Origin of the sequence: Rhizobium jaguaris, assembly GCF_003627755.1 — a bacterium.
In the GTDB taxonomy this organism is placed as follows: domain Bacteria; phylum Pseudomonadota; class Alphaproteobacteria; order Rhizobiales; family Rhizobiaceae; genus Rhizobium; species Rhizobium jaguaris.
Genome location: NZ_CP032694.1, coordinates 3,099,037 through 3,119,360 on the forward strand (window position 1 = coordinate 3,099,037; position 20,324 = coordinate 3,119,360).

At 55.3% G+C, this 20,324-nt stretch carries 17 protein-coding genes; 10 read left to right on the forward strand and 7 right to left on the reverse strand.

The genetic code is table 11. The features are described from left to right. From CCGE525_RS15100 to CCGE525_RS15125, 4 genes are all read right to left on the reverse strand, one after another. Positions 1-453, reverse strand: coding sequence for a (2Fe-2S)-binding protein (locus CCGE525_RS15100; protein ID WP_120704986.1), 453 nt, complete (start codon positions 451-453; stop codon positions 1-3). A 990-nt stretch (positions 454-1,443) separates the two neighbouring features. Then, positions 1,444-1,842 carry a DNA-binding transcriptional response regulator gene (locus CCGE525_RS15110; RefSeq protein ID WP_120704988.1) on the reverse strand — a complete coding sequence of 133 codons (399 nt, stop codon included), beginning with the start codon at positions 1,840-1,842 and terminating at the stop codon, positions 1,444-1,446. Between the two features lie 855 nt (positions 1,843-2,697). Further along, a complete protein-coding gene (locus CCGE525_RS15120; RefSeq protein ID WP_120704989.1) occupies positions 2,698-3,456 on the reverse strand; it encodes an SDR family oxidoreductase in 759 nt (252 codons plus the stop codon). Between the two features lie 96 nt (positions 3,457-3,552). Continuing rightward, positions 3,553-3,945: a DUF1330 domain-containing protein gene (locus CCGE525_RS15125; protein ID WP_162950182.1), complete on the reverse strand. Its 393-nt coding sequence runs from the start codon at positions 3,943-3,945 to the stop codon at positions 3,553-3,555. A gap of 755 nt (positions 3,946-4,700) precedes the next feature. Between CCGE525_RS15125 and CCGE525_RS15135 the strand changes: the two genes are divergently transcribed. Beyond that, positions 4,701-5,243 carry a PIN domain-containing protein gene (locus CCGE525_RS15135; RefSeq protein ID WP_120704992.1) on the forward strand — a complete coding sequence of 181 codons (543 nt, stop codon included), beginning with the start codon at positions 4,701-4,703 and terminating at the stop codon, positions 5,241-5,243. 831 nt (positions 5,244-6,074) lie between these two features. On the opposite strand, the gene CCGE525_RS15145 is transcribed toward CCGE525_RS15135, so the two are convergent. Continuing rightward, entirely contained in the window at positions 6,075-7,193 is a 1,119-nt protein-coding gene (locus CCGE525_RS15145) for a hypothetical protein (protein WP_162950183.1), read from the reverse strand. Between the two features lie 196 nt (positions 7,194-7,389). On the opposite strand from CCGE525_RS15145, the gene CCGE525_RS15150 reads away from it, so the two are divergent. After that, on the forward strand, positions 7,390-8,478 hold the full coding sequence (locus CCGE525_RS15150; protein ID WP_120704994.1) for a hypothetical protein: 1,089 nt from the start codon (positions 7,390-7,392) through the stop codon (positions 8,476-8,478). 20 nt (positions 8,479-8,498) lie between these two features. Then, positions 8,499-9,617: a DNA cytosine methyltransferase gene (locus tag CCGE525_RS15155; protein ID WP_245472164.1), complete on the forward strand. Its 1,119-nt coding sequence runs from the start codon at positions 8,499-8,501 to the stop codon at positions 9,615-9,617. Here CCGE525_RS15155 and CCGE525_RS15160 read toward each other — a convergent pair. Next, complete coding sequence (locus CCGE525_RS15160) at positions 9,571-10,257, reverse strand: hypothetical protein (protein ID WP_162950184.1); 687 nt, start codon at positions 10,255-10,257, stop codon at positions 9,571-9,573. The genes CCGE525_RS15155 and CCGE525_RS15160 overlap by 47 nt on opposite strands. A gap of 716 nt (positions 10,258-10,973) precedes the next feature. Between CCGE525_RS15160 and CCGE525_RS15170 the strand changes: the two genes are divergently transcribed. The 7 genes from CCGE525_RS15170 to CCGE525_RS15200 all read left to right on the forward strand — a co-directional run bounded on the left by CCGE525_RS15170 (position 10,974) and on the right by CCGE525_RS15200 (position 18,767). Beyond that, positions 10,974-11,507: a hypothetical protein gene (locus CCGE525_RS15170; protein ID WP_120704998.1), complete on the forward strand. Its 534-nt coding sequence runs from the start codon at positions 10,974-10,976 to the stop codon at positions 11,505-11,507. Next, positions 11,497-11,895, forward strand: a complete 399-nt coding sequence (locus CCGE525_RS15175; protein ID WP_120704999.1) for a hypothetical protein — start codon at positions 11,497-11,499, stop codon at positions 11,893-11,895. Before CCGE525_RS15170 ends, CCGE525_RS15175 begins: the two co-directional genes overlap by 11 nt. A 42-nt stretch (positions 11,896-11,937) precedes the next feature. After that, a protein-coding gene (locus tag CCGE525_RS15180) for an IS3 family transposase (protein WP_120702903.1) occupies positions 11,938-13,127 on the forward strand; the annotation gives its coding sequence in 2 pieces (ribosomal slippage) (positions 11,938-12,187 and positions 12,187-13,127; 1,191 coding nt in all). A 65-nt stretch (positions 13,128-13,192) separates the two neighbouring features. Continuing rightward, the gene (locus tag CCGE525_RS15185) at positions 13,193-13,585 is read left to right on the forward strand and encodes a hypothetical protein (protein WP_162950185.1); all 393 of its coding nucleotides are present in this window, start codon (positions 13,193-13,195) and stop codon (positions 13,583-13,585) included. 81 nt (positions 13,586-13,666) lie between these two features. Further along, complete coding sequence (locus tag CCGE525_RS15190) at positions 13,667-15,955, forward strand: Mu transposase C-terminal domain-containing protein (protein ID WP_162950186.1); 2,289 nt, start codon at positions 13,667-13,669, stop codon at positions 15,953-15,955. Next, positions 15,927-16,943 carry a TniB family NTP-binding protein gene (locus CCGE525_RS15195; RefSeq protein ID WP_162950187.1) on the forward strand — a complete coding sequence of 339 codons (1,017 nt, stop codon included), beginning with the start codon at positions 15,927-15,929 and terminating at the stop codon, positions 16,941-16,943. Before CCGE525_RS15190 ends, CCGE525_RS15195 begins: the two co-directional genes overlap by 29 nt. 9 nt (positions 16,944-16,952) lie before the next feature. Next, on the forward strand, positions 16,953-18,767 hold the full coding sequence (locus CCGE525_RS15200) for a TniQ family protein (protein ID WP_120705003.1): 1,815 nt from the start codon (positions 16,953-16,955) through the stop codon (positions 18,765-18,767). Between the two features lie 316 nt (positions 18,768-19,083). On the opposite strand, the gene CCGE525_RS15205 is transcribed toward CCGE525_RS15200, so the two are convergent. Then, positions 19,084-20,013: a hypothetical protein gene (locus CCGE525_RS15205; protein WP_120705004.1), complete on the reverse strand. Its 930-nt coding sequence runs from the start codon at positions 20,011-20,013 to the stop codon at positions 19,084-19,086. Positions 20,014-20,324 lie beyond the last annotated feature (311 nt).

Here is a 20,324-nt window from a genome sequence, read left to right on the forward strand (position 1 = left end):
TCAAGCCGTCGCTGCTGCATGGATTGCTTCCCTGATGCGGCCGTACGTCCCGCAGCGACAGAGATTGCCTGACATGGCGTCGTCGATGTCGGCGTCGGTGGGATGGGGGATATGGTCGAGCAGAGCAGTGGCGGACATGATCTGCCCAGACTGGCAGTAGCCGCACTGGACGACCTCCTTGCCGAGCCAGGCGCTCTGCACCTTCTTGCCATTCGGCGTCTCGCCGACGCCCTCGATCGTCGTTACCTTCGAATTGCCAAGCGCTCCGATCGTGGTCTGGCAAGCGCGGACGGCGTCACCGTCGACATGGACGGTGCACGCGCCGCATTGGGCGATGCCGCATCCATATTTCGTACCGGTCATTCCCAAAATATCGCGGAGAACCCAAAGGAGCGGCATGTCGTCGGGAACGTCGACCTGGACGTCTCTGCCGTTAACGGTGATTGTCTTCATCGGGCGCACCTCTCATCGAAATCGATAGCGAGGCAGACTAGACGAGCGGGTGTCGGTTGCGTTGTAGGAAGTAGACGAGATTTGAATATTCAAAGCAGATTGTGGATCGTCGCGCTCGATGCTCTTCGATTCAGTTCTCGATCTCCGCAATGCGCTCACCCTGCAGGACCGTTCGGAGGACACGGTATTCCTGGAGCGATTTCCATTCATCTGGCGTGCAGATTGAGGCCGACGTACCTCCCTAGCGTATCTTCGATAGGCTTGATCGCTTGGCCCAAATCGAAGACGTCAAGAGCGCCACAATCATCAGGCGACGTCGCTTTCCCGCTGCGCTTCTTGCCAGCGAGCCGAATACGAAGGACAGCGCAATGCGATTTCCGAATGGAGCCAGTTCTCGGGCTATGGCCTCCGCCACTCCGACTGTCATCAGACAAATCGAACGCAATTCAAGATAAATCGAGTGCCTCCGGTTCGGCGAGTAGAGCCGCTGATCGCACCCGGCGGTCTTCAAGGCGATCACCGACATCGCGAACTGCATCGGGACGCGTTTGCCGGCGCCGGAGCCAGGCCTGCCGATCGCAACGAGTTCGTTAGACCTGAACCGTCGCCCTGGATTTAGCAGCAATGCTGCCAGCATCTTTTGCTAACGTGCGGAGAGCATGAAGTCGACACGAGACATAACGAACCCATTACTGGACCGACTACACCAATAGTGGGTTTATACCGACCCGTTTCAACTAGTCGATCCGACGGGACTCGTCTTATGCGCTCGCCTTAGCGCCTGCGCCTCGTCGGTCAACAGGGCCTCTTTAGATTCAGACGAATTTCGCGAGATGACGATCTTAAGCGCAGGCGCAGTCCGCGCGTGGCGCGTTACCCAGACCGCCCCCGGACGCCGGCATGCGGACACTGACTGTCCAGTCCGTCCACAAGCAACTCTACGATCGCGGCGCTCGCTCCGCACTGCCGCCCGTCGCGACATGGCCGACGTCACAGACGGCCAGTGCGCCTCGCCCGCACGGCGGGGGCGACCAGCATCTCCAGGATGAGCGACGTCAGCTCATCGATCTTAAAAGGTTTCCGCAAATATCGGATGTCTTCACCTTCGATCAGGCCGTTTCCAGGCTTGTGGGTTGTAAGGACGACCTTCTTGTCGGGCCACTGGGTCACGACGCGCTCGGCGAACCGACGGCTATCGAGCTCGTCCAGCAGGACGTCGTCCGCAATGACTACGTCGACTTCGGGATAGGATGCCAGCATAAACTCCGCATCACTTGCGTTGCCGCACTCGACGGTATCGAAGCCCGCGTCGAGCAGTTGGGCTACCAAAATCATTCTTAGGAAGATTTCATCCTCGACGACGAGGACAAGCGGTCGGTCGATGTTCACGATGTCACCTCGTGGAGCCAATTTTCACGACGATGATGTGGGAACGCGCGCAGCTCGATGTCAGGGCCAAAGGCGGCTGCTGATTGGACGAATTCCTCATTTTTGGGAGGAATCGCGCGCGATATTTTTGGGACGGCAGTCTCCTGTGAAGGGTCTCAATGCTAATCGGGATAGGGGGGAGCCAGCCGGCTCCGCCCCTCCCACACCACCCGGCATGCGGGTCCGCACCGGGCGGTTGGAGCGGTTGAAGTCGTCAGGTTTATAGTTCTCCCGGCCTGCCGCTTGGGTTTGCTTATTCTGGTTCGGCGGGTTTGATTTCTCGCTGCCGAGGCCCCTCGGGCTTCACCCTACCTGCCAGATCGGCGAGCTTCGCTGACGCGACCATCTGAGACCGTTCAAATCCGATAACCAGTGGCTCTCCCTTCCGCTCCTTCGGCCCTTCGTTCGCACCGTGGCGCTCCCTACTACGGCCTCTGCTGACTTCTCGCCCCGGCTCGACACCGTCGCCCTTTCAGGCACAAGGCGAGATCTCCCCAGGTAAGAACGCACTCCTTCCCTGCACGACCGCCGGATTTACGCCACCGACCCTTGGTCACAAGAGCTTCGCGGTCGTTGGCCCGCTTGCCCTGGTCGGCACCGCCTCATATCCGGTTCTTGTTCATCGGCCCACAGGTTCGATCCACGCTTCCTCCCCACGGTCGGTCGCCCTTCCGCAGTTGCGCTTCTCTTCGCTCGCCATGACCAGCTCACGGTGGGACTTCCACCCACAAGAATGCGCCCATGCTGGGCGCACCAACAAAAAAAGGACGGCCACTGATTGGTGGCCGTCCTTTTTTTGTTGGATAGTCGCTTCGATCACGCCGCCTGGAAGAGCGCCAGCATCTGTGCGTTGAAGCCGTTGACGAGTTCGTGTTCCTGAGGACCCGCATTGTTGCGCAGCCCACGCGCTTCCTCGACAAGGATTTCGTCGGCGTCAGTACCGAGCGCTTCGATCGTACCTGCGATGAATTTGTCGAGCGGCATCGCGGCCTCGGCCTCGGAGCTGTTCATCAGATCGGTGCGGACCCATGGCGGAGCGATTTCAAGCACGCGGACCGAAGTGTCGCGAAGCATGAAGCGCTGAGAGAGGGCGTAGGAGTGGATGGCTGCCTTGGTGGAAGAGTAGACGGCGGTGAACGCAAGCGGCACGAAGCCTAGGACGGAACTCGTATATGCGATAACGGCGTTTTCCTTGGTCTTCAGATGATCGACCAGAGCCGAGGAAAGACGCATCGGGCCGATGACGTTCGTGGTGATGGTATCGACCATCTGCTTGTCGTCGAGCTTCGTCGACGCTGCATCGGGAAGCATTATGCCCGCGTTGTTGAAGACGACGTTTAAGTCAGGATACTGCTTGATGAGATAGGCCGCAGCCTTTTCGATGCTGCCGAGATCGGTAATGTCGAGCTCGACGGCTTCGATACCGGGATTGGCTGCCACCACGGCATCCAGATGGCCCTTGCGGCGACCGCCGACGATGACCTTGTTCCCGAGCTTATGGAGCGCCTCTGCGAGGCCGCGCCCGATGCCGGAACCGCCGCCAGTGATGAAGATCGTATTGCCAGTGAGTTTCATTTCGATGCCCTTTGCAATTAGTCGCGAGGGTGTGAGCCGACAGGCGCCGACCGTCGCGAACGTGGTGTGTTTTGTTTCGAAAGTGAGCGGGGTTTGTTAGCCCAAAAGGCGGAACCGACATTCGATCGCCGCCGAGCGAAGATCCTTTAACGCTTGATACTCAGGCGAATTGAACCAGCTCTCAGCGGCTTTACGGTCTTCGAACTGGACGATCATGCCGACCTTGTGGTCGGACTGGCCGACGAGTTCCTGCCATGGGCCGAATGCGACGGGGTTGCCACCGAACCGCTCGATGATCGGTGCGGCAAGTTGTGCGTACTCATCTCGCACTTCCGCGTTTAAAACATTTGCTTCGACGACGACGAATGCACTCACAACCGCTCCGAACCTGTTGGAAACAACCTGATGGGCAGCTCGCGCCAATCGGTCGGCTGCCACGAGATTGAATATAGAAAGGGTGGAGGTAGCGTGATTGTACAAAGCGAGCATGTTCGTCTGCCGCCACGTGAGCCTACCTCTACTAGTCCACAGACCAGACTTTAACTCCATGTCGTTCGAGCCTCCCAATGCACCGGGTGCCCGAGCGAGCAAGGGGGCATAAAGAGGACGAAGCGGTTGCGAAACACTTCCGAGTGCTGGTCGAGCTTGTCCAGGTCCTTTGCTTGTTGAGTTCTGGGAGATTTTGACCCCAGATTACCACTTTGGCCTAACCCGCCTTGGTAAATGCAATACCTTGAAAAAATTGATACTTCGAATTTTCGGCCGGGTCATCGCCAGGCAAAAACGTCAAATAAGGATGGAATTCAATAACTTGCGCTTGAAGATACGCAAATCTCTGAGAATTTCAGGACTTACCCACAAAGCAGCTGTCACTCAGTGCCCGGCCCGCCCTTCGAAAGGAATTCCCTCGCAGATTGCGTTATCTGGTCTCGCCTTAGTTCCACGACAAACCGTTGTCCACGATGCACGACCGTGATTTCGCCAGTTACGCGCAGCCGCTCGAGGAAGCGATCAAGCTCCTCGTCGCTTGAATTCACGACAAGAATTTCTTTCTGCGCCATAGCCATCCGCAACTGCACGCTACAAGGATTTCTTTAGACCGTTCCGGTGAGAAATGCAGCATCTATTTGGAGTCGACGCGCACGGCAGCGGGGCATGTTGGACTGAACATCGTTAGCGTCTTAATTCATTAGTAACGTCTAACAATTAGCCTTCCGAAATAATTTTCGCGATAGAGAACCGCGATGACCGCGTCTTTCTTGCTTGATACAAGCGTCCTAAGCGAAACGAGCCGACCTTCTCCTCGGAGGGAGATTATTCGATTTCTCCACACGGCGGGCAACCTCTACATTTCTGTTGCATCGCTTTTCGAACTGCAATTGGGAATAGTTCAGCTTCTTTCTACCAACCCGACCAAGGCGATCAGATTGAGCGAATGGTATTCGCAATTACTGAAAAGCGGCATTCCCATTTTGCCCACGACATCGGCCGTTACCGATATCATGGCCAGCCTCAGCAGCGATCCTCTTTTGCGAAATCTGGCTGTTCCGCGCGTGGACTGTAAGAAAATTAAGGGCGGACAAGACCTTCATATTGCCGCGGCTTCTTTGGCGCATAGGCTCCCCATCGCCACTTTGGATACGAAAGACTTTCTCCTCATCAACTCCGTCTACCCGCTCATCGGGGTATACAACCCCCTTAACGAGCAATGGCACGCGCGAATGGAACCTCTCGGCTACGATTGCATGGCCAGTATGCCTGACATGGCGCTCGATCGTCAAAAGTGAGGGCCGCAGGACAGTCGACCGCTTTACCTCGGTGGAGAGAGCCGCGAAATATGCACGATCTCTCGGTCGCAAATTGACGGTTGTCGACGAGCGCACGGCAGAGGTCGAGGACCGGTTGATCGAAGGCTATTTTCAAGGGTTACGGACTACCGGAACCGAATTTAACGCCGAAAACTCTGCCCAATACAGCCCAATGCCACAGGCAAACTTGGCCGAGACGTCGATGAAATCTGGCCGGACGGAAAAGGCAATATTGAGCATCAACCCTTTTGAGCGAAGGTGCGCAACACGCTGCTCAGGAGCCGCGTGAGGGAGCAGAATATCAATTTAGAGCCATCTTAAAACGCGAAGAGCCGCCCTTTTACACACCCCCGGAGAGGCCGTGTGGCGGCCCGTGACGGATGGAAAATAAGTCTAAAATCTTAAGACTGCAAGGCTGCCGACGGCAGGAAGCGCAGGAAGAAGACAATGACCAGAGCGGCAAAAGTGGAAGCCACCCATCTCGATGACGATGAATTCGTCATCGGCAACGCACCATAAAAACACTTAAGGGACCCGAAGGTCCCTTAAATGCGGTTAGCGTAGTAGCAATAACCCCGTGGCAAAGCCATGGTGGGAAACTAATCGACGCTTCCGATTTTTGCAAGATTAATACTGCTTGGGCCTTCAGACGCCCGGGACAGCAACCCGTCCGCGGGCTCTTTAATAGATTAGGATCTCGCAACTTACTGTTCCGAAGAGCGACAAGGCGGAGACTACCTCGGTGGACTGCGGCAGGACAAGCCAGGTCAACTCAGTGTCAGCAATTAATCGTCAAAAGCAGCGCTCTGACTAACAGAAATCCGCCCATCTTTGCCCGTATGGATGTGAGATCGTCGAGCGGCATATCTCGTCCTCAGGGCTCTGCACATAGATCTCTGCGAAGCGCGAAAACGCGACGGCAACTTCTTCGGCGAACATTCCCGTGCCGCCGCGGAGGTAGTGTGCCAACAGTTCACCAAGGCTTTCGTGGCAGTCTACAACCACGGCCGCAAACTGCAGCGGCATCAGTGGATTTATCCGCCCGCACGATATCACATGGCGGCCATACGGCGCTGACGGCAGGTAATCGTCGGGTGACCAAGCCGCGATGCCAAACGCCGAAATCTCGAGATCGTACACAAATTTGGATTCATCGTTGTATGCGAGCCACTTCAGAAACCTATTCATCTGTTGCCCAGCTTCCCGCTCCGCCGCTTCTTTGGAAAGAAATGTGACAGGCTTTGCCTCGCTGCGGATGCATCTGATAAACGATAGATCGATCGGCACGGGACCTCCGCGACAGAACCATGCTATTTCCGTCAATGAGCGTCTGGAGGTCTCGATATCGGCAGCAAGCTGTAGCCGAGTATACTCAGCGGGCAACTCGATCTGCCATTTTGCTCGAACGCGCTCCTCCGCCGGATGAAGGCGAAATTCCCCCTCTCTCCAGCAGAGAACACGATCTAGTGTGTCGATATCTCCTTCGTGGATATAATCGTCCAACTCGCTAAGCAGCCGTTTGACGTCGAGTTCCGCGAGCCTCAGATATTCCGCGTGAGCTTTTTCGCGTTCCTCAGTGATCTCTTGAGCGCGGTCCAGTAGTGCTTTTTCTAATTTCGTTGTCAGCATATCGATTTTTGACCTGGACGATCCATCGATAGAACGTGTCACAAGATCAAACAGCTGAACCGTTTGAGGCGGAACAGCCTCCCGCCCCAGACCAAACATGAATTGATACAAGTAGTCGGCCCGCAATCCGGCCGGAATCGAAATTGCGACGTCGCGCCCATTGACTGAGGATGCTTCAACTAGATCAAATCCGAACGGTCCTGCTCTTAAGACCATGCCTGCGGGCAGTGGAGACGCGTTGCTTGCGAGCTCCGAAAGACACGCTTTCAGAAGCCTGACGAGTGGTGATGACGATGTCATGGGTGTGGTTCTCAAGGTGAACAGGAATATGAGAACCGAAAACTGCGAGCTTGAAAAGCCCGCTTTTTTTGTCGCTCGTATTTTTCTCCAGATAGGAGCCACAACTCACACTGGTTTTTTACCAAACATTTTGGCAGCTTAGAAAGCTTCGATTGGTAGAGAGAAGGCACTGAGCCCCTGGAAATTCTCAATCACCATGCAATTCGCATTCGAACAATCGCTAAAGTCTCGGAGCGCGCCCAGCGAAGCTCAGCTCGCTGAAATAGCGGCTCGAAGCGATGCGCTAGATGACGCCAAAAAAGAACTTGCGGATATCCAGAAAGCAATGTCGGCGGCAATGTTCCGCATGTTCGACGAAGTCGAGAAGCTGCACAAATCACACTTCGAAAATTTCAGCGCTATTGCAGCTTGGCTCAAAACTGAGTGCAGACTCTCCGACGAAGATCTCTTAACCTACCAGAGGTTCGGCGAAGCTCTTGGTCAACAACGGGACCTTCTCGATAAAACAGGCATCACCTTCGAAACGATTAAGGCGCTTGTTCACGCAGATAATGTAGTTCGTGACGACGCTCTCCGGATGATCAAGGCGGGCCATGCAGTCGACGCCAACGTGGTGCGATCGATATCGAAATCTCGTCACCGCGAGGCAATGACGGTTTCTGAGCGTAGATATAGTGAGCAACAGCTGCTGATACGACGCAAGATTTACCAGAAGGGCCGCGCGATCATCGTTGACTTTCAAAAGGAGGCTCGCGACCTCTACCGGCTGATTACGACACAGGAGGTTAGCCGGCGAGTTCTCTCGGATGGTAGGAAGTCCACCGACGACGCTGGCGTCGGAGTGGCACCGGATGAGGATTCGATCAAAACCGAGATCATCGACCGCGCAAAGAGGCTGCAGCCGCGCTTCGAAGAAATATTCGCACCAAAATCTGTCGCTGTCGAAGATTGGCTTACCGTCGGTTTGAAGGATCTGGCGGAGCAAAATGTCGCGGAAGCGAAATATGCTTTAGAGCGTTTGAGCAGTGGCGAGTTTTCTCTGGATTTTCCAGACGAATTTGAGTTTGACATCTATGAATGGCGAATACCGGATGGGATCCTTCACTTGACCGGTCTCTCCTTCGCTGCGTCAACGAAAAGTCTCGGGCCGGAGGCGAACGAGAAGTTGACTTCCCTGGAAATTTGCGCGGGCATCGGTGGTGAGGCCATCGGTCTGATGGCGGCCGAATTCGAAACTATTGGTCTGATCGATAATTCGGGGGACGCGATCGCACTCTTCAACTGAATTGGCCACGCTGGAACGCCATACAGAAAGATCTTCGCTCTAAAGTCGCGCAAAAGGAAATTCTTGCGTTGAAAGGTGGAATTGACCTCCTTGCTGGTGGTGTTCCTTGTCAGCCTTTCTCCAGAGGCGGCCAACGCCGCGGGGAATTTGACGATCGTGAACTGTTCACCACCGCCGGATATTACGTCAAGGAATTGAAGCCTCGGGCCTTCTTCTTTGAAAACGTCAAAGGATTCGAGGAGCGCAAGCACGCTGATTTTCGCAGACGCCTTACCGTCGACTTCAATTCGCTCGGCTATGACATCAAGCTCTTCACGATGAAAGCAGCCGAATACGGATTGCCCCAGGAACGTGAGCGCGTCGTTCTCCTTGGATTGAAGAAGGGTTACAGAGGCGCATTCAGGCTACCGAGCGTGAATCCAACTCCCAAAACCTTTGTCGACACAATCATCGACGTTCTCTTTCCTTACCGATCTAACCTGGACGCCCTGGAAGATGATTCATTTGCCGTCGCGCGAAGTAAGCAACAGAAGCTATACGACGATTGGGTCGCGACCTGGATTTTCCGATATGGAGACAATCGAGCGCCTACCCTCGTCAGATCGGGTTTGAAGATCGGTGAAAGTCGTGAGGACAAATGGAGACAGATCGGATTCGACATACGGCTTGAGGCGGAACCTGTCAGACCGGAGCGGGTTCGAAGTGTCGATGATCTGCCGCGTTTGACCATCGGCGTTGTAAAGCGGATACAGGGGATTCCGGACAACTGGAATTTGCCTCCAAACATCAGCACCCGAAAAGCCTCGCTTCTGATCGCTAACGCCTTTCCGCCGGTTCTGGCCCGTGCGGTAGGGCTTGCCGTGCGCGAGGCCTTGACGGGCAAGGCCCACGATCAAAACGAGGCTTTGCAACAACCGGTCATCGACACTCGGCGCATCGGTCGAAAGCGAGACCCGATTAACTTGAAAGCCGTCATCGATCCGAGATGGCGAGAGCGCGCCCCGTCCGCCAAGGCAAAGATCTGGCGAGAACATATTGTCCATCAGCGGAAAGAGGAAGAGGTCGAACGTCTCCTCTATGCGCAGGCGCTTCTCATTGAGGATGACGGACCAGGCCCAATGTTTGGCGACGAGACATAGCTCGTATCTGCGCTCGCAAAGCCTTGCCGATTTCCTGGGGCTCATAGGCATTCAGCCAGACCTTGCGTTGCTGATCAACGGACAGACTGACAATATCCTTGTAGAAAAGCAGGCTGTATCCATGTCCTTCCGGATCTTGGAAGCTGTAGATTTCGGCGCCACCTACGCGGTCGCACTTGATTTGAACCGGCCCTAGCTTCTTCACCGCTTTCTCGATTTCTGGATAGGCATTAGCGAACGCGTCAAATCTCGTCACGTTCGGGTGCTTCGTTCCGTCCGGGATCACGCCGCTGTATTCGATTGCCTCGGTTATTTCCTTGACAAGGTCTTCTCGTTTGTCGGGAAGCTGGATGCTGTAACGGCCGCACTGTGTATAGGCGATCCACCCGTTGTGGCCGATCTTCCGTTCTTCAATGTAGGTGGTGGAGAAATACCCTCGGTCCCATACGGCTTTCTCTCGCGGCTCGCCTCTGCGAGCGTATAGCTCGATGGCGATGGGGCACTCGAGGCCGCGTGCGCGATCCCTGAACTCGATGTGATAGCCGCCGTCAACCAGCTTGATCGACGGGCGCAGGTGAAATCGCTGCAACACCGGCGCCAAGTCTTTCGAAAGCTCATTTACCTGATCGAAGATCGTCATCTCGTTGGCTCCCTGTGATGTCCAAAGAAGCTTCAGAGCCACTTGTGCAACCGACAAATTGCGTTTTCGATTGCCCGGATGCGGTTAAAGAAAAGCCAATATGCGATCGTTGCCTTGCCGAATTTGAAGCGGCCGTACGCGCATCGCCGTTAACCATGTTTAATATTTTAGTTAACACTTATTTAAAATGCGCTGGATTTTGAAGACGAAAATGGCACACTGATGATCGCAAAGGCCGTATTCAGGGATAACCAAGGCATCGCCATGTCCATGATACTCATATGCATTTCGGCGCGAACGGAACGCCGCTGCATCAGCTGAGATAGCGAAAGCGTCCAGTTGCCCGGCTTCCGCGCTCGTGAGACAGAACCCAAAGTTCAAACGTCGCGAAATGCAAAGCCATGAACGCTCCCCATTTCCACCACCGTGCCAAAACAAGACAACCTTCTGCGCACGCTCTTCCTAGGGAAGAGCGCACATTCGCGCGTCATCGTGACGAGGGCCGGATTCATTTTCTGGTAGCATTGCCCGAAATCTTTTATCTCGCACTATCCCCCCAACAATTTGAAGATCGGCTATTTCTCTCCGTGCAAGCAATGCCAACCGGAGCCCATCAGATGTTGTTCGAGCAGATAGCAAGCGAGACCGCCCCTATCATCCCGGGCTTTGTCTCACAGATTTAATCCACCTTTTCGAGTTAGAAGGACTTTGCTGCCATGTCGCAGATCCCTTTCGCACGCCCAAAATTCAGCGACCCAATTGCTGCACCAGTCGCCCCCAACGCCAAATCGCTCCTCGCCCCGCTGGAGGAGGACACCGAAACGTCGCTTTCGAGCTCGCGCGTTCAAATCGGCCAGAAGGGTCTATTCGTTCGCCGCTCAAGCGAGGGCGTTTTCCTACGCAAAATCTGGAAAATCGAACAGGCCACTGTCGGCGCGGAAGTCTGCATCGACTGGGTTGCTCGGGTTAGCGTTCTGCTCAACCACCGCTCCCACATCCTTTGGATCGAGCGGCGTAATCCGGAAAACGATCGCTTCATCACGATCACATGTAGATCCAAGCCGACGATCTCGGATCGCCAGGCAACGGCCATGATTCGACTGGCTCTCCTCGACGTCGAATTCGAGCGGTGCAAAAAGGCGGCCGAAAAGAGCGCTGAGGCCGAAGTCGATCAGTCGGAAGGGACCAGAGCTCCGACTCCAAACGGGCCGCAAAGAGAGCTTAAGGAGGGATGTGACCATGAAATTTAGCGAGGAACTTCTCTACCGAAGCATTATTAAGAGCCGCCAGATGAAAGAAGTCCACCGCAATGCTTCGCGATCCCCTCAGCCAATCGACGAATTCGACCCAATCGCGATCGGCCCTGCACGACCCGTCGCTATCCAGGAGAAGCGGGCGACCGACGCGGAGCCGATGTTCTATTCGCCTGGGGAGCACAATGGGGCTCGCAAGATCGCGAAAAATAGCGACAGCACTTCGCTCGGCTACACGTTCTTCAATGATCGGAAGATCTATCACGAGAGCTTGAACGAACTTCGCGTCTCGGCAATTTTGCAATCGACGCCAGACGTTGTCGATCTCTATTCGCAGTTGCCGAAGGTCTATTTCAAAGACGATGACCTTGCCCCGTTGAAATAATCCATTTTGAAGTAAGCTCTGGCCCATTGAGAGGACCAGGGAATGAAACGCAACCGTTTTACTGACGAACAGATTATCGGCATTCTGAAGGAGCACGAGGCGGGCACGCCAGTATCGGAGCTTTGCCGCAAGCACGGCGTCAGCGATGCCAGCATCTATAAATGGAAGGCCAGATTCGGCGGGATGGAGGTGTCTGAGGCCAAGCGGCTGAAGACGCTGGAGGACGAGAACACGAAGCTGAAGCGGCTTCTGGCGGACGCGATGCTCGACAATGCCGCGTTGAAAGACCTTTTGGGAAAGAAGTGGTGACGCCCGCAGCAAAGCGGAACGCTGTCGCGCATCTGATGGATCACCATCGGATGAGTGAACGGCGGGCGTGTAAAGCCATCGGCGTTTGCCGGATGACAGTTCGTTACGAAAGCAGCCGCATCGACGACCAGGGCCTTCGCGAGCGGATGAAGGCGTTGGCGCATGAACGCCGCCGCTTCGGCTATCGACGCATTCATGTGCTGCTCAGACGCGAGGGGCACCTTGTGAACCACAAGAAGCTCTTCCGGCTCTATCGGGAGGAGAAGTTGACCGTGCGCAAGCGTGGTGGCCGCAAGCGAGCGATCGGCACACGAGCACCGATGCTGATACCAGTAACCGCCAATGAACGTTGGTCGCTGGACTTCGTGTCGGATCAACTCACCGATGGTCGCAGGTTCCGGGTTCTGACGGTCGTCGATGATTGCACCAGAGAATGCCTGGGTCTCATCGCCGATACATCGCTTTCCGGCCTGCGTGTTGCTCGTGAGCTGGACCGGATCATCGAGGGGCGTGGCAAGCCGAAGATGATCGTCAGTGATAACGGCAGCGAGTTCACAAGCAATGCGATCCTGCAATGGACGGACAAGACGAAGATAGATTGGCACTATATCGCGCCAGGCAAGCCGATCCAGAACGCCTTCATCGAAAGCTTCAATGGACGGCTGCGAGACGAGTTCCTGAACGAAACACTGTTCTCGTCACTGACCCATGCTCGTTCAGCGCTTTCAAACTGGCGCAGCGATTATAACGATAACCGCCCGCACTCTGGACTCGGCTGGAGGACACCTGCCGAGTTCGCTCAGACCATCAACCCGCGACGTGATGCGGTGCTGCGCAGCCGAAATGGCTCCGCACCGCAACCCGCCGCTACCGCCCCGAATACAGCAACCCAAAACCACTGGAGCGAACTCAAAACTGGATAAAACTTGGGGGCAAGGTCAACGACAAGGGCATTTGGCACTACCATATCTTCGACTACCTGGCGATCATGGCAGACGGAGAAAGGGTGGGGATCGCGGTCAAGGCCGCAAAGTACTACAGTAGATTGATGAAGATGTTCGCCCTGATGGCCGCAAGCGGACAGAACCACATTGATCGCGCTGTCGCTTGGACTAACAAGCAAGCCACTCGTGAACTGTTCGCAAACGCCCGAAATATCAACTGGGCGCGTGACGACCATGATCCTGACGAAGTCGTCATCGTTCGTAGCCTCATGCGGAGGCTGCCGTCCTCGGTCTACTTTTGGCAACTCTATGATAATGCCGAGCGCAATTGGAAGCGCGAGGCGGCAATTTTCCATCTGATCGGTCTCGGTGAACTTCGGGCGATAGATCCCGCTGAAAGGATCACCGAGATCACCGTCCTGAACATCATCAGGTAACTCTCCCTTCAACCTAACAACCTCACGCCGAACACCCCGATTCCGGGCAACGGCGAAGCTATGCCGGAAAGGAGGCACGAAATGAATCAAGCACTGAGACGCGTTAGCTATTACCGTTGCGATCTACATCCCACCGACCGCCTGTTCTATAGAGGCGAGTATTGGATTCCTCGAGAATTCGACAACAATGGTCACCATGTTCAGTCCGAAAAAGACCCGGGCCGATGGCACTTCATCGAACATGAAGAGCTCTACCGGGCGCTGGAATCAGGTGAGTCCAGGACGGACGATGGATATTACACCCAGGAGCAAACGCTTGTTCGGGCTCGGACAGGCGACCTGGAAATCCACGAATTCTCCGAGAAGAAGCGAGAGCGTGCCCGCTTCATGGAGCAGCTCGTCCACTATTTCGAGGAGGAGTGCAATTCGCGGGGCGGCAAGAAGCCGACGTGGGAGGAGCTCGAACTCCTGCTGATTACCTGGGCTGCCGAAATCACCAAGAAAACCGCCCAGACACACCTCTTGGCAAAGAAAAGCGAGAAGCGTGGCCGCAAGCCCAAGGGCGCCGCCTCCCAAAAGAAGAGCCCGAAGGCCTATGGCGGCACGCGTGCGCAGGTCTCGATCTACACTCCCCCCGGACCTAAGCGCTTCCTCCAGCTTTGTGAGCGATATTGGAAGTGTAATCGCGACGTACGGGCTTTGATGCCGCTGCATAGCGGCCCCGGTGTCATGGCGCTTACGGACGGATGCAAGGAATCGCTGGCACTGGCGATGAAGTATGCCGTCCAAATCGCGACCGACCGAAAGGCAAAGAAAGCCAAGCTCTTCTTTGAGTATGGCAAGGCTTACGAGGCCGAAAACAAAAAACGATCGAAAGAAACTCAACTCAAGAAATTTGGCCGGTTTCGCTTTGAGAAGCTGATCGACCGGCTGTTCGCGGCCGACGAACTCATGGCAGCGCGCGAGGGCAAGGGTAAGGCCCGCGCGTACTTTCGACCGCAAATGTATGGACACGATGTCGAGCGTCCGGGTGAGCGCATCGAGTTTGACTCGATGATGCTCGATGTCGAGACCTGGTTCCGTTTCTGGGAGATCTGGGAATTTCTCGATGGCCCCACTCAGAACGCCCTCAAGCCGCTGCGCATCTATATCGTCGCGGTCGTCGATGCGGCGACCGGGTACATCCTCGCGCTCAAGGGCACTCTGACGGAGACGTCGGCAGCGGTGATCGAAGCGCTGGACATGGCGCTCCACGACAAAGCCCACATCTCGAAACTGGTCGGGGCGCAGACGCGCTGGCTTTCCGGGGGCAAATTCAGTTCCGTTTGGACAGACCACGGCAAGCCCTATACCGCCGAAGAGACCGAACTCGCCTTCGCCTCGTATCGCATCAGCTATAACCACCCGCCTGCAAAGCAACCTTGGCACCGCCCATTCATCGAGCGGACCATTGGCATGATCCAGCAGGATATCGCGCCTAATTTCGACGGACTCACATTCTCGGACGTCGTCAAGAGGGGTGACTACGATGCAGAGAAGCAGGCCGCACTGCTAACAGATGAGGTCATCGCACTCATCCTACGCACGATCCTCGATGTTTATCACCATCGTATCCACTATCGGTTGGGGATGTCGCGCCACGAAGCGTGGGCGAAATACGTTACTGAAACCGGCATTAAGCCATCCTTCGACCGCGAGCGTCGTATCCATGTTTTCGGCACTACCGAAGAACGCACGCTACTGGCTGACGGTATCCACAACTACGGCATTCGGTTCAATTCAGCATGGCTGGCCAATCTACGCGGCAAGATCGGACAGACGAAGGTCAAGATCCGCTACTATAAGAACGATCTGCTGTACGGCATCGTAGTAAAAGATCCTGAAGGACCGGGCTGGAAATTCGTTCCGAGCCGCGCTCGCTATACTGCTCACGTCAGCGTCTTCGACTGGACGATTGCTCGCCTCAGATTACTGGAGAAGGCCCGCGCAGGCGAAAATGCTACCGTCGATATCATGTACGCTGCGATGCGCGATGTCGCCTCGTCTTCGGACGCGGCGGCCGAGCGCGCTTTGATGCTGAACGCAGGCTTCACGCCGCACATGCCGTCGCATCAGGACCTCATCAATATCCACGCCACGATTTTCGAAGGCTGGCTCATCGACGAAGACGAGCCCACCACCTTCGATCCTAGTTCGGCTCCCATGCCGAAAAACCCGCTGCGCGAGGGGGGCGTTTCGATGCTCCCCATCCATCGTCCCAGCGAACCTACCCTCAAGACCGGTGAAGACATCCCCGATCATGGGACCGCAACTGACTACCTCGAAACACAGGAGACTCACAATGACGACGACGAATACTACACCCGTTAATAACTCCCCTCTTCCGACCGGCGATGTCGAGGCCCGCATGCTTGCGAAGGTCATCGCTGCTACGTCCATCTACATTGAGTTCGAACGGGACGACACGTTCGACCGCCACCTTGACTACTTCGACCTCAATCGACGCGCTTGCATTGCGGGTCACGGCGCTCGACAGCGTGCGCTTTACATCATGGGCGAATCTGGAACCGGCAAGACGAAGATGGTCCGTCATCATCTTGCAAAGCGGAAGGAATTCCAGCCCTACCAAAATGAAGCGGGCCATACAATCAATCCGGTTCTTTTCGTTGAGACGCCAGCTGCTACGAACAATACCAAATCGTGTGCTATCGCGACCTTGGCACAGTTGGGGATCTCCGCATCTGACAGGGCTTCAGAGTTCAAACTCTACGACCTCCTCAAACGGCAGCTGAAGTTCCAGGGCATCCAGTACATCGTCTTCGACGAGGCACAGCAAATCTTGCGTGGTGCTAAGGCAGCCACCGTCCTCAAGGTCCAGGACGTGATGAAAAGCCTCCTGCAGATCGAAGGGCATCCGGTCCACATCATTTTCGTTGGGACCCCTGCCCTCGCTCGCTTTCTGGACGGCGACCGTCAGCTAGCAAATCGATCGCGTGTCATGCGTCTCCTCCCCCTCAATCCGAAGAAGGACATGGAATTCGTCAAGAAGGTCATCCATGAGGTCATCCTCCGCTGCGAGCTAACGCCAGGGTGGGGCGAACACGAAGACGTCGGGGCGCGCCTCGTCAAAGCCGCCAGCAACTCGCTTGGCACGCTTGCGGAGATCCTACGCGATGCCTGCTTCATTGTGCTCAAGGACGGTCGGAAGGCTTTAACGTCCAAGGACCTCGCCATCGCCTATCGCGAGCGCTTTGGCGCCCTCAACTCTCAAAACGTGTTCAAGGCCAAGCCCGGGGCCTGGGAAAACATCAACCCCGCCAAGGCGGTCTCCGACCTTGTAGCTGAAAACGAGAAATAGGAGAAACCCGTGGGAGAGGTTACCAAGCGACTGAGGTACCGCATTCCGATGGCCATCGACGAAACGGGCGAGAGTTCTCTCGCCCGCCTAGCGTGGGCAAATGGGTTTCAATCTACCCAAGAGTTCGCCTACATCACTGGCCTACGTCTTGCACCTGGCGGCCGAGTGAAGGACGAGGACATTCCGAAGCTTTCGGAGTGGTCTGGCATGCCGATCGCTGTTCTGCGGCGGTTCGATATCGCAGACGGCACGGTGGTCCCCTTTGGGGCCACTACCGTTAAGCGCTTCCAGCTTCGCAGCGGGCAATCGGGTTTTTGCCCCCACTGTCTGGCAGATGACGCCTCCGAGCCCTACCTTCGCGGCCCGTGGAAGTGGAGCCTCCTGACCCATTGCCACGTTCATGGTTGCGAACTTCGTCCGTTCCCTGCGAAATTCAATATCGCGGACGCACGAGACTTCTCGACATTGGCTGTGGAGGTTTCCCGTTCGGAACCATCCAAGCCTGTTGAAGCAGATCGATACTTCTACGAACGCCTCACTCTCCCCGCCGAGAGTGGCTTCCTCGATCGCTTTCCGGTCTACGTCGCGGCAGAGTTCTGTGCCTTGATTGGCCAATTCCATCGGGCGGTCGAGCTCGGCGCTTTGACTGAACGCATTCCCGGCGGTTTCGAAAACAGGGATGTTCGGTTGCGCGGCTTTGAGATTGCCAAACACGGAGAGGAGGCAGTGCGCGAGTTCTTGTCGGAATACGTCCGAAACACCGGCACGCGCGTTACCGCTCCTGTCAGAATGTATTCACCCGCGTTGCACTGGTGGGAGGTCAACAAACACAATGACGACTACCTGCCAATGATGCGCCTTTTCCAAGACCATGCCGAGAACAACATTCCGATGGAGCCAGGGGAAGTCTTCATGTGGCCGATCACTCGGCGGAAAGTCCATACGCTGGCGACAGCGTCACGGGACTATGAGCTCTCCGAGGAGCGCATTTTGCGGGTCGTCGAAGCGAAACTTAGCCCGTCGCCGGTGCCGCGTTTCCTCAAACGCTCCGAAGTCCATCATTGGCTTCTAGAGGAAAAATCGTATGTGACGACCTCCGAAGCCGCTTCCGCGTTGGGCTGCACAATCGAGCTTGTCGACCTACTGATCAAGTCAGATCTGTTGGCGGCTGTACCGAACAAAACCGCCGAGGGTCGAGTTTTTCGTCTCATCCATAAGGTAGAGATCGATGGCTTTCTGAAATGCCTTCGAGAAAAAGTGGTCATGGTAGAAGCGAGTCCCCGCCTCCGGCCACTAGGAACAAATTCCTTTCGAGCTCATTGCTCGCGTGCCGATGTCATCGAGCTCGCGATGCTCGGCTATCTCCGGTCCATTGCACATCCCGAAGGCGTCTTCCGAATAGATCAGCTGCTCTTCGACTTGGATGAGGTTGGAGAGCAGCTAATCAAGCTCAAGAAATTGAGCGTGGCCACCGACCGTGAGTTCGATCACGAGATGATCAAATTAGAAGCGGCTCGAAGGAAGCTCGGAGTAACAAGGGCAACGATCGATGGGTTGGTCGACAACGGACTGATAAAAGCCGCCTTGAAAGCGAACGATGTCCATCACAAGGGTCGGATCAACAAGTGGGTCCGGACGATCGAACTGGATGAATTCGCGGACCGCCATTGCTCGCTTGGTCAGATCGCTTCCAGTACGTCACTCGATCAAACGCAAATTTTGGACCGCCTGGCCGAACATCAAGTTGACCCAATCTTTGTTGGCCATAGATACCGCGAAAGAATTTATCGTCGTTCGGACATCGAAGGATTGAAGTTCATCTAAAGCTTCCATCTGTTTCCATTCGAAGCCCGGCAATGCCGGGCTTTTTTGTTCCTGAATTTGCTCGAACTATCCTTTGCTGGATGTTGGAAAAAACAGATGCGGCATCTGGAAATAACAACTGAATGAGGTGAAATAGGCCCAAAATGCGGGCAAAATTATGCTTATTTCTCAATAGCTTACCGAGTCGGCATTTTTCGTCATGGAAGATTCAGATCAGCGTCGTCACCCGTGTGACCTTGGTAGAGGTGGGACTGTGGCGCGGCGCAACCTTTGGCGCAGATCGGCGTTAGCTTTGTCACGGCAAAATTGATCTTCATCACCGGGTCAAGCGTTTTGAGACTTCCCGCCCATTCACTTCTATGCGCTCGATATCATCGTAGTGCCCGACGCGGGTCAGAACATAATCCTGCGGGTCTTTCTCGATGGGTAGCTGAAGAGTGAATTGATAAGTCCTCTCGCTAATGCCGCTTCCAACAAGATGCTCTCGAAACGCCAGTTGAGCCGCTGAATGGCCCACATTAAATTGGTGATCAGAGATATCTTTCGAAAATGTCAGGGTGCCGGTGGTCGAGGGTACGGGCGTTGCATAACCAACGCCACCATAGGTACGATATCCGTGCGGATTGGCACCTTCCAAAGGCCCAACGGCGCTCGCGACGGAGCCGATCTGGCGCCGAAGTTCTGTAATCTCTTCCCACAACAATTGTAGCTCAGGAGGCGCGGCGTTCTCGATCTGCTGTACTCCACGTGCGCGCGTTACCGGATTTATCACTTTAAAGTTCGGGCGCACCGCCTCTGCCACTGCATCTTTGAGATCGCGCCGGGCTTTATCAACTGTTTCAACATGATCGATTGAAAAAGGAATGGCTCGATGAGGAGCCACGTCGAACGGAATCTTCGTGTCCGCCGAGTACATATGAACGATGGGTTTCGCCGTCATATGACGAATACCCATTTCGTAGAACGCGTTGGGGTTTGTTTCCGACATATCTGCGATAACAAGCTCCGCGTCGTGCAAGTGATTGATCATTTGGACGTCAATCATGCCAGGAGTTACAATAGTGTCGGACCTGACTACGTCGTAACCTGGAAAATGCGCATCAAACACTGGCTGTATTATGCCCCTTAGGAGCCAGTCTGCGCGTCTCCGAGTTTCGCTATCGGCAGCCCCGATAGGACCAACAACGAAACAGGTTTTCCTTTTGGCGGCAGCGCCATCCTTTTCGTCATCACCAGTCGGTTTCATGCGCGCGCCTTCGCTGGAAAATCATGGATTGTGTATCGCGGCACCTGTCTTGCCGTCTTCCGGCACATCCGTCAACTTTGCTTGCCATCGACCGACCATCCCCACGCGAGCGACTGCCTAAGTCTACAATCCTTGGGCCGCTACCTATAGATGCGAGTGCGTATTAAGCCGGATTTGATGTAGTTAAGCACAGAGAAAACGGTAGGCCCGAAGGGCCTAATAAGATGCAATAGAAACAACGGCATACCGAAGTGCTTAGCTACAACTGTTTTGTATCCGTTCACGGTTCGCAGGCTAACCGTAAAAGAGAA

Excerpts from the sequence above, each read along its gene's own strand:
- CCGE525_RS15120 (WP_120704989.1), bottom strand. The coding sequence starts at position 3,456 with ATGAAACTCACTGGCAATACGATCTTCATCACTGGCGGCGGTTCCGGC.
- CCGE525_RS15135 (WP_120704992.1), top strand. The coding sequence starts at position 4,701 with ATGACCGCGTCTTTCTTGCTTGATACAAGCGTCCTAAGCGAAACGAGC.
- CCGE525_RS15190 (WP_162950186.1), top strand. The coding sequence starts at position 13,667 with ATGAATCAAGCACTGAGACGCGTTAGCTATTACCGTTGCGATCTACAT.
- CCGE525_RS15125 (WP_162950182.1), bottom strand. The coding sequence starts at position 3,945 with ATGCTCGCTTTGTACAATCACGCTACCTCCACCCTTTCTATATTCAAT.
- CCGE525_RS15175 (WP_120704999.1), top strand. The coding sequence starts at position 11,497 with ATGAAATTTAGCGAGGAACTTCTCTACCGAAGCATTATTAAGAGCCGC.
- CCGE525_RS15145 (WP_162950183.1), bottom strand. The coding sequence starts at position 7,193 with ATGACATCGTCATCACCACTCGTCAGGCTTCTGAAAGCGTGTCTTTCG.
- CCGE525_RS15170 (WP_120704998.1), top strand. The coding sequence starts at position 10,974 with ATGTCGCAGATCCCTTTCGCACGCCCAAAATTCAGCGACCCAATTGCT.
- CCGE525_RS15150 (WP_120704994.1), top strand. The coding sequence starts at position 7,390 with ATGCAATTCGCATTCGAACAATCGCTAAAGTCTCGGAGCGCGCCCAGC.
- CCGE525_RS15205 (WP_120705004.1), bottom strand. The coding sequence starts at position 20,013 with ATGAAACCGACTGGTGATGACGAAAAGGATGGCGCTGCCGCCAAAAGG.
- CCGE525_RS15185 (WP_162950185.1), top strand. The coding sequence starts at position 13,193 with ATGGCAGACGGAGAAAGGGTGGGGATCGCGGTCAAGGCCGCAAAGTAC.
- CCGE525_RS15195 (WP_162950187.1), top strand. The coding sequence starts at position 15,927 with ATGACGACGACGAATACTACACCCGTTAATAACTCCCCTCTTCCGACC.
- CCGE525_RS15160 (WP_162950184.1), bottom strand. The coding sequence starts at position 10,257 with ATGACGATCTTCGATCAGGTAAATGAGCTTTCGAAAGACTTGGCGCCG.
- CCGE525_RS15100 (WP_120704986.1), bottom strand. The coding sequence starts at position 453 with ATGAAGACAATCACCGTTAACGGCAGAGACGTCCAGGTCGACGTTCCC.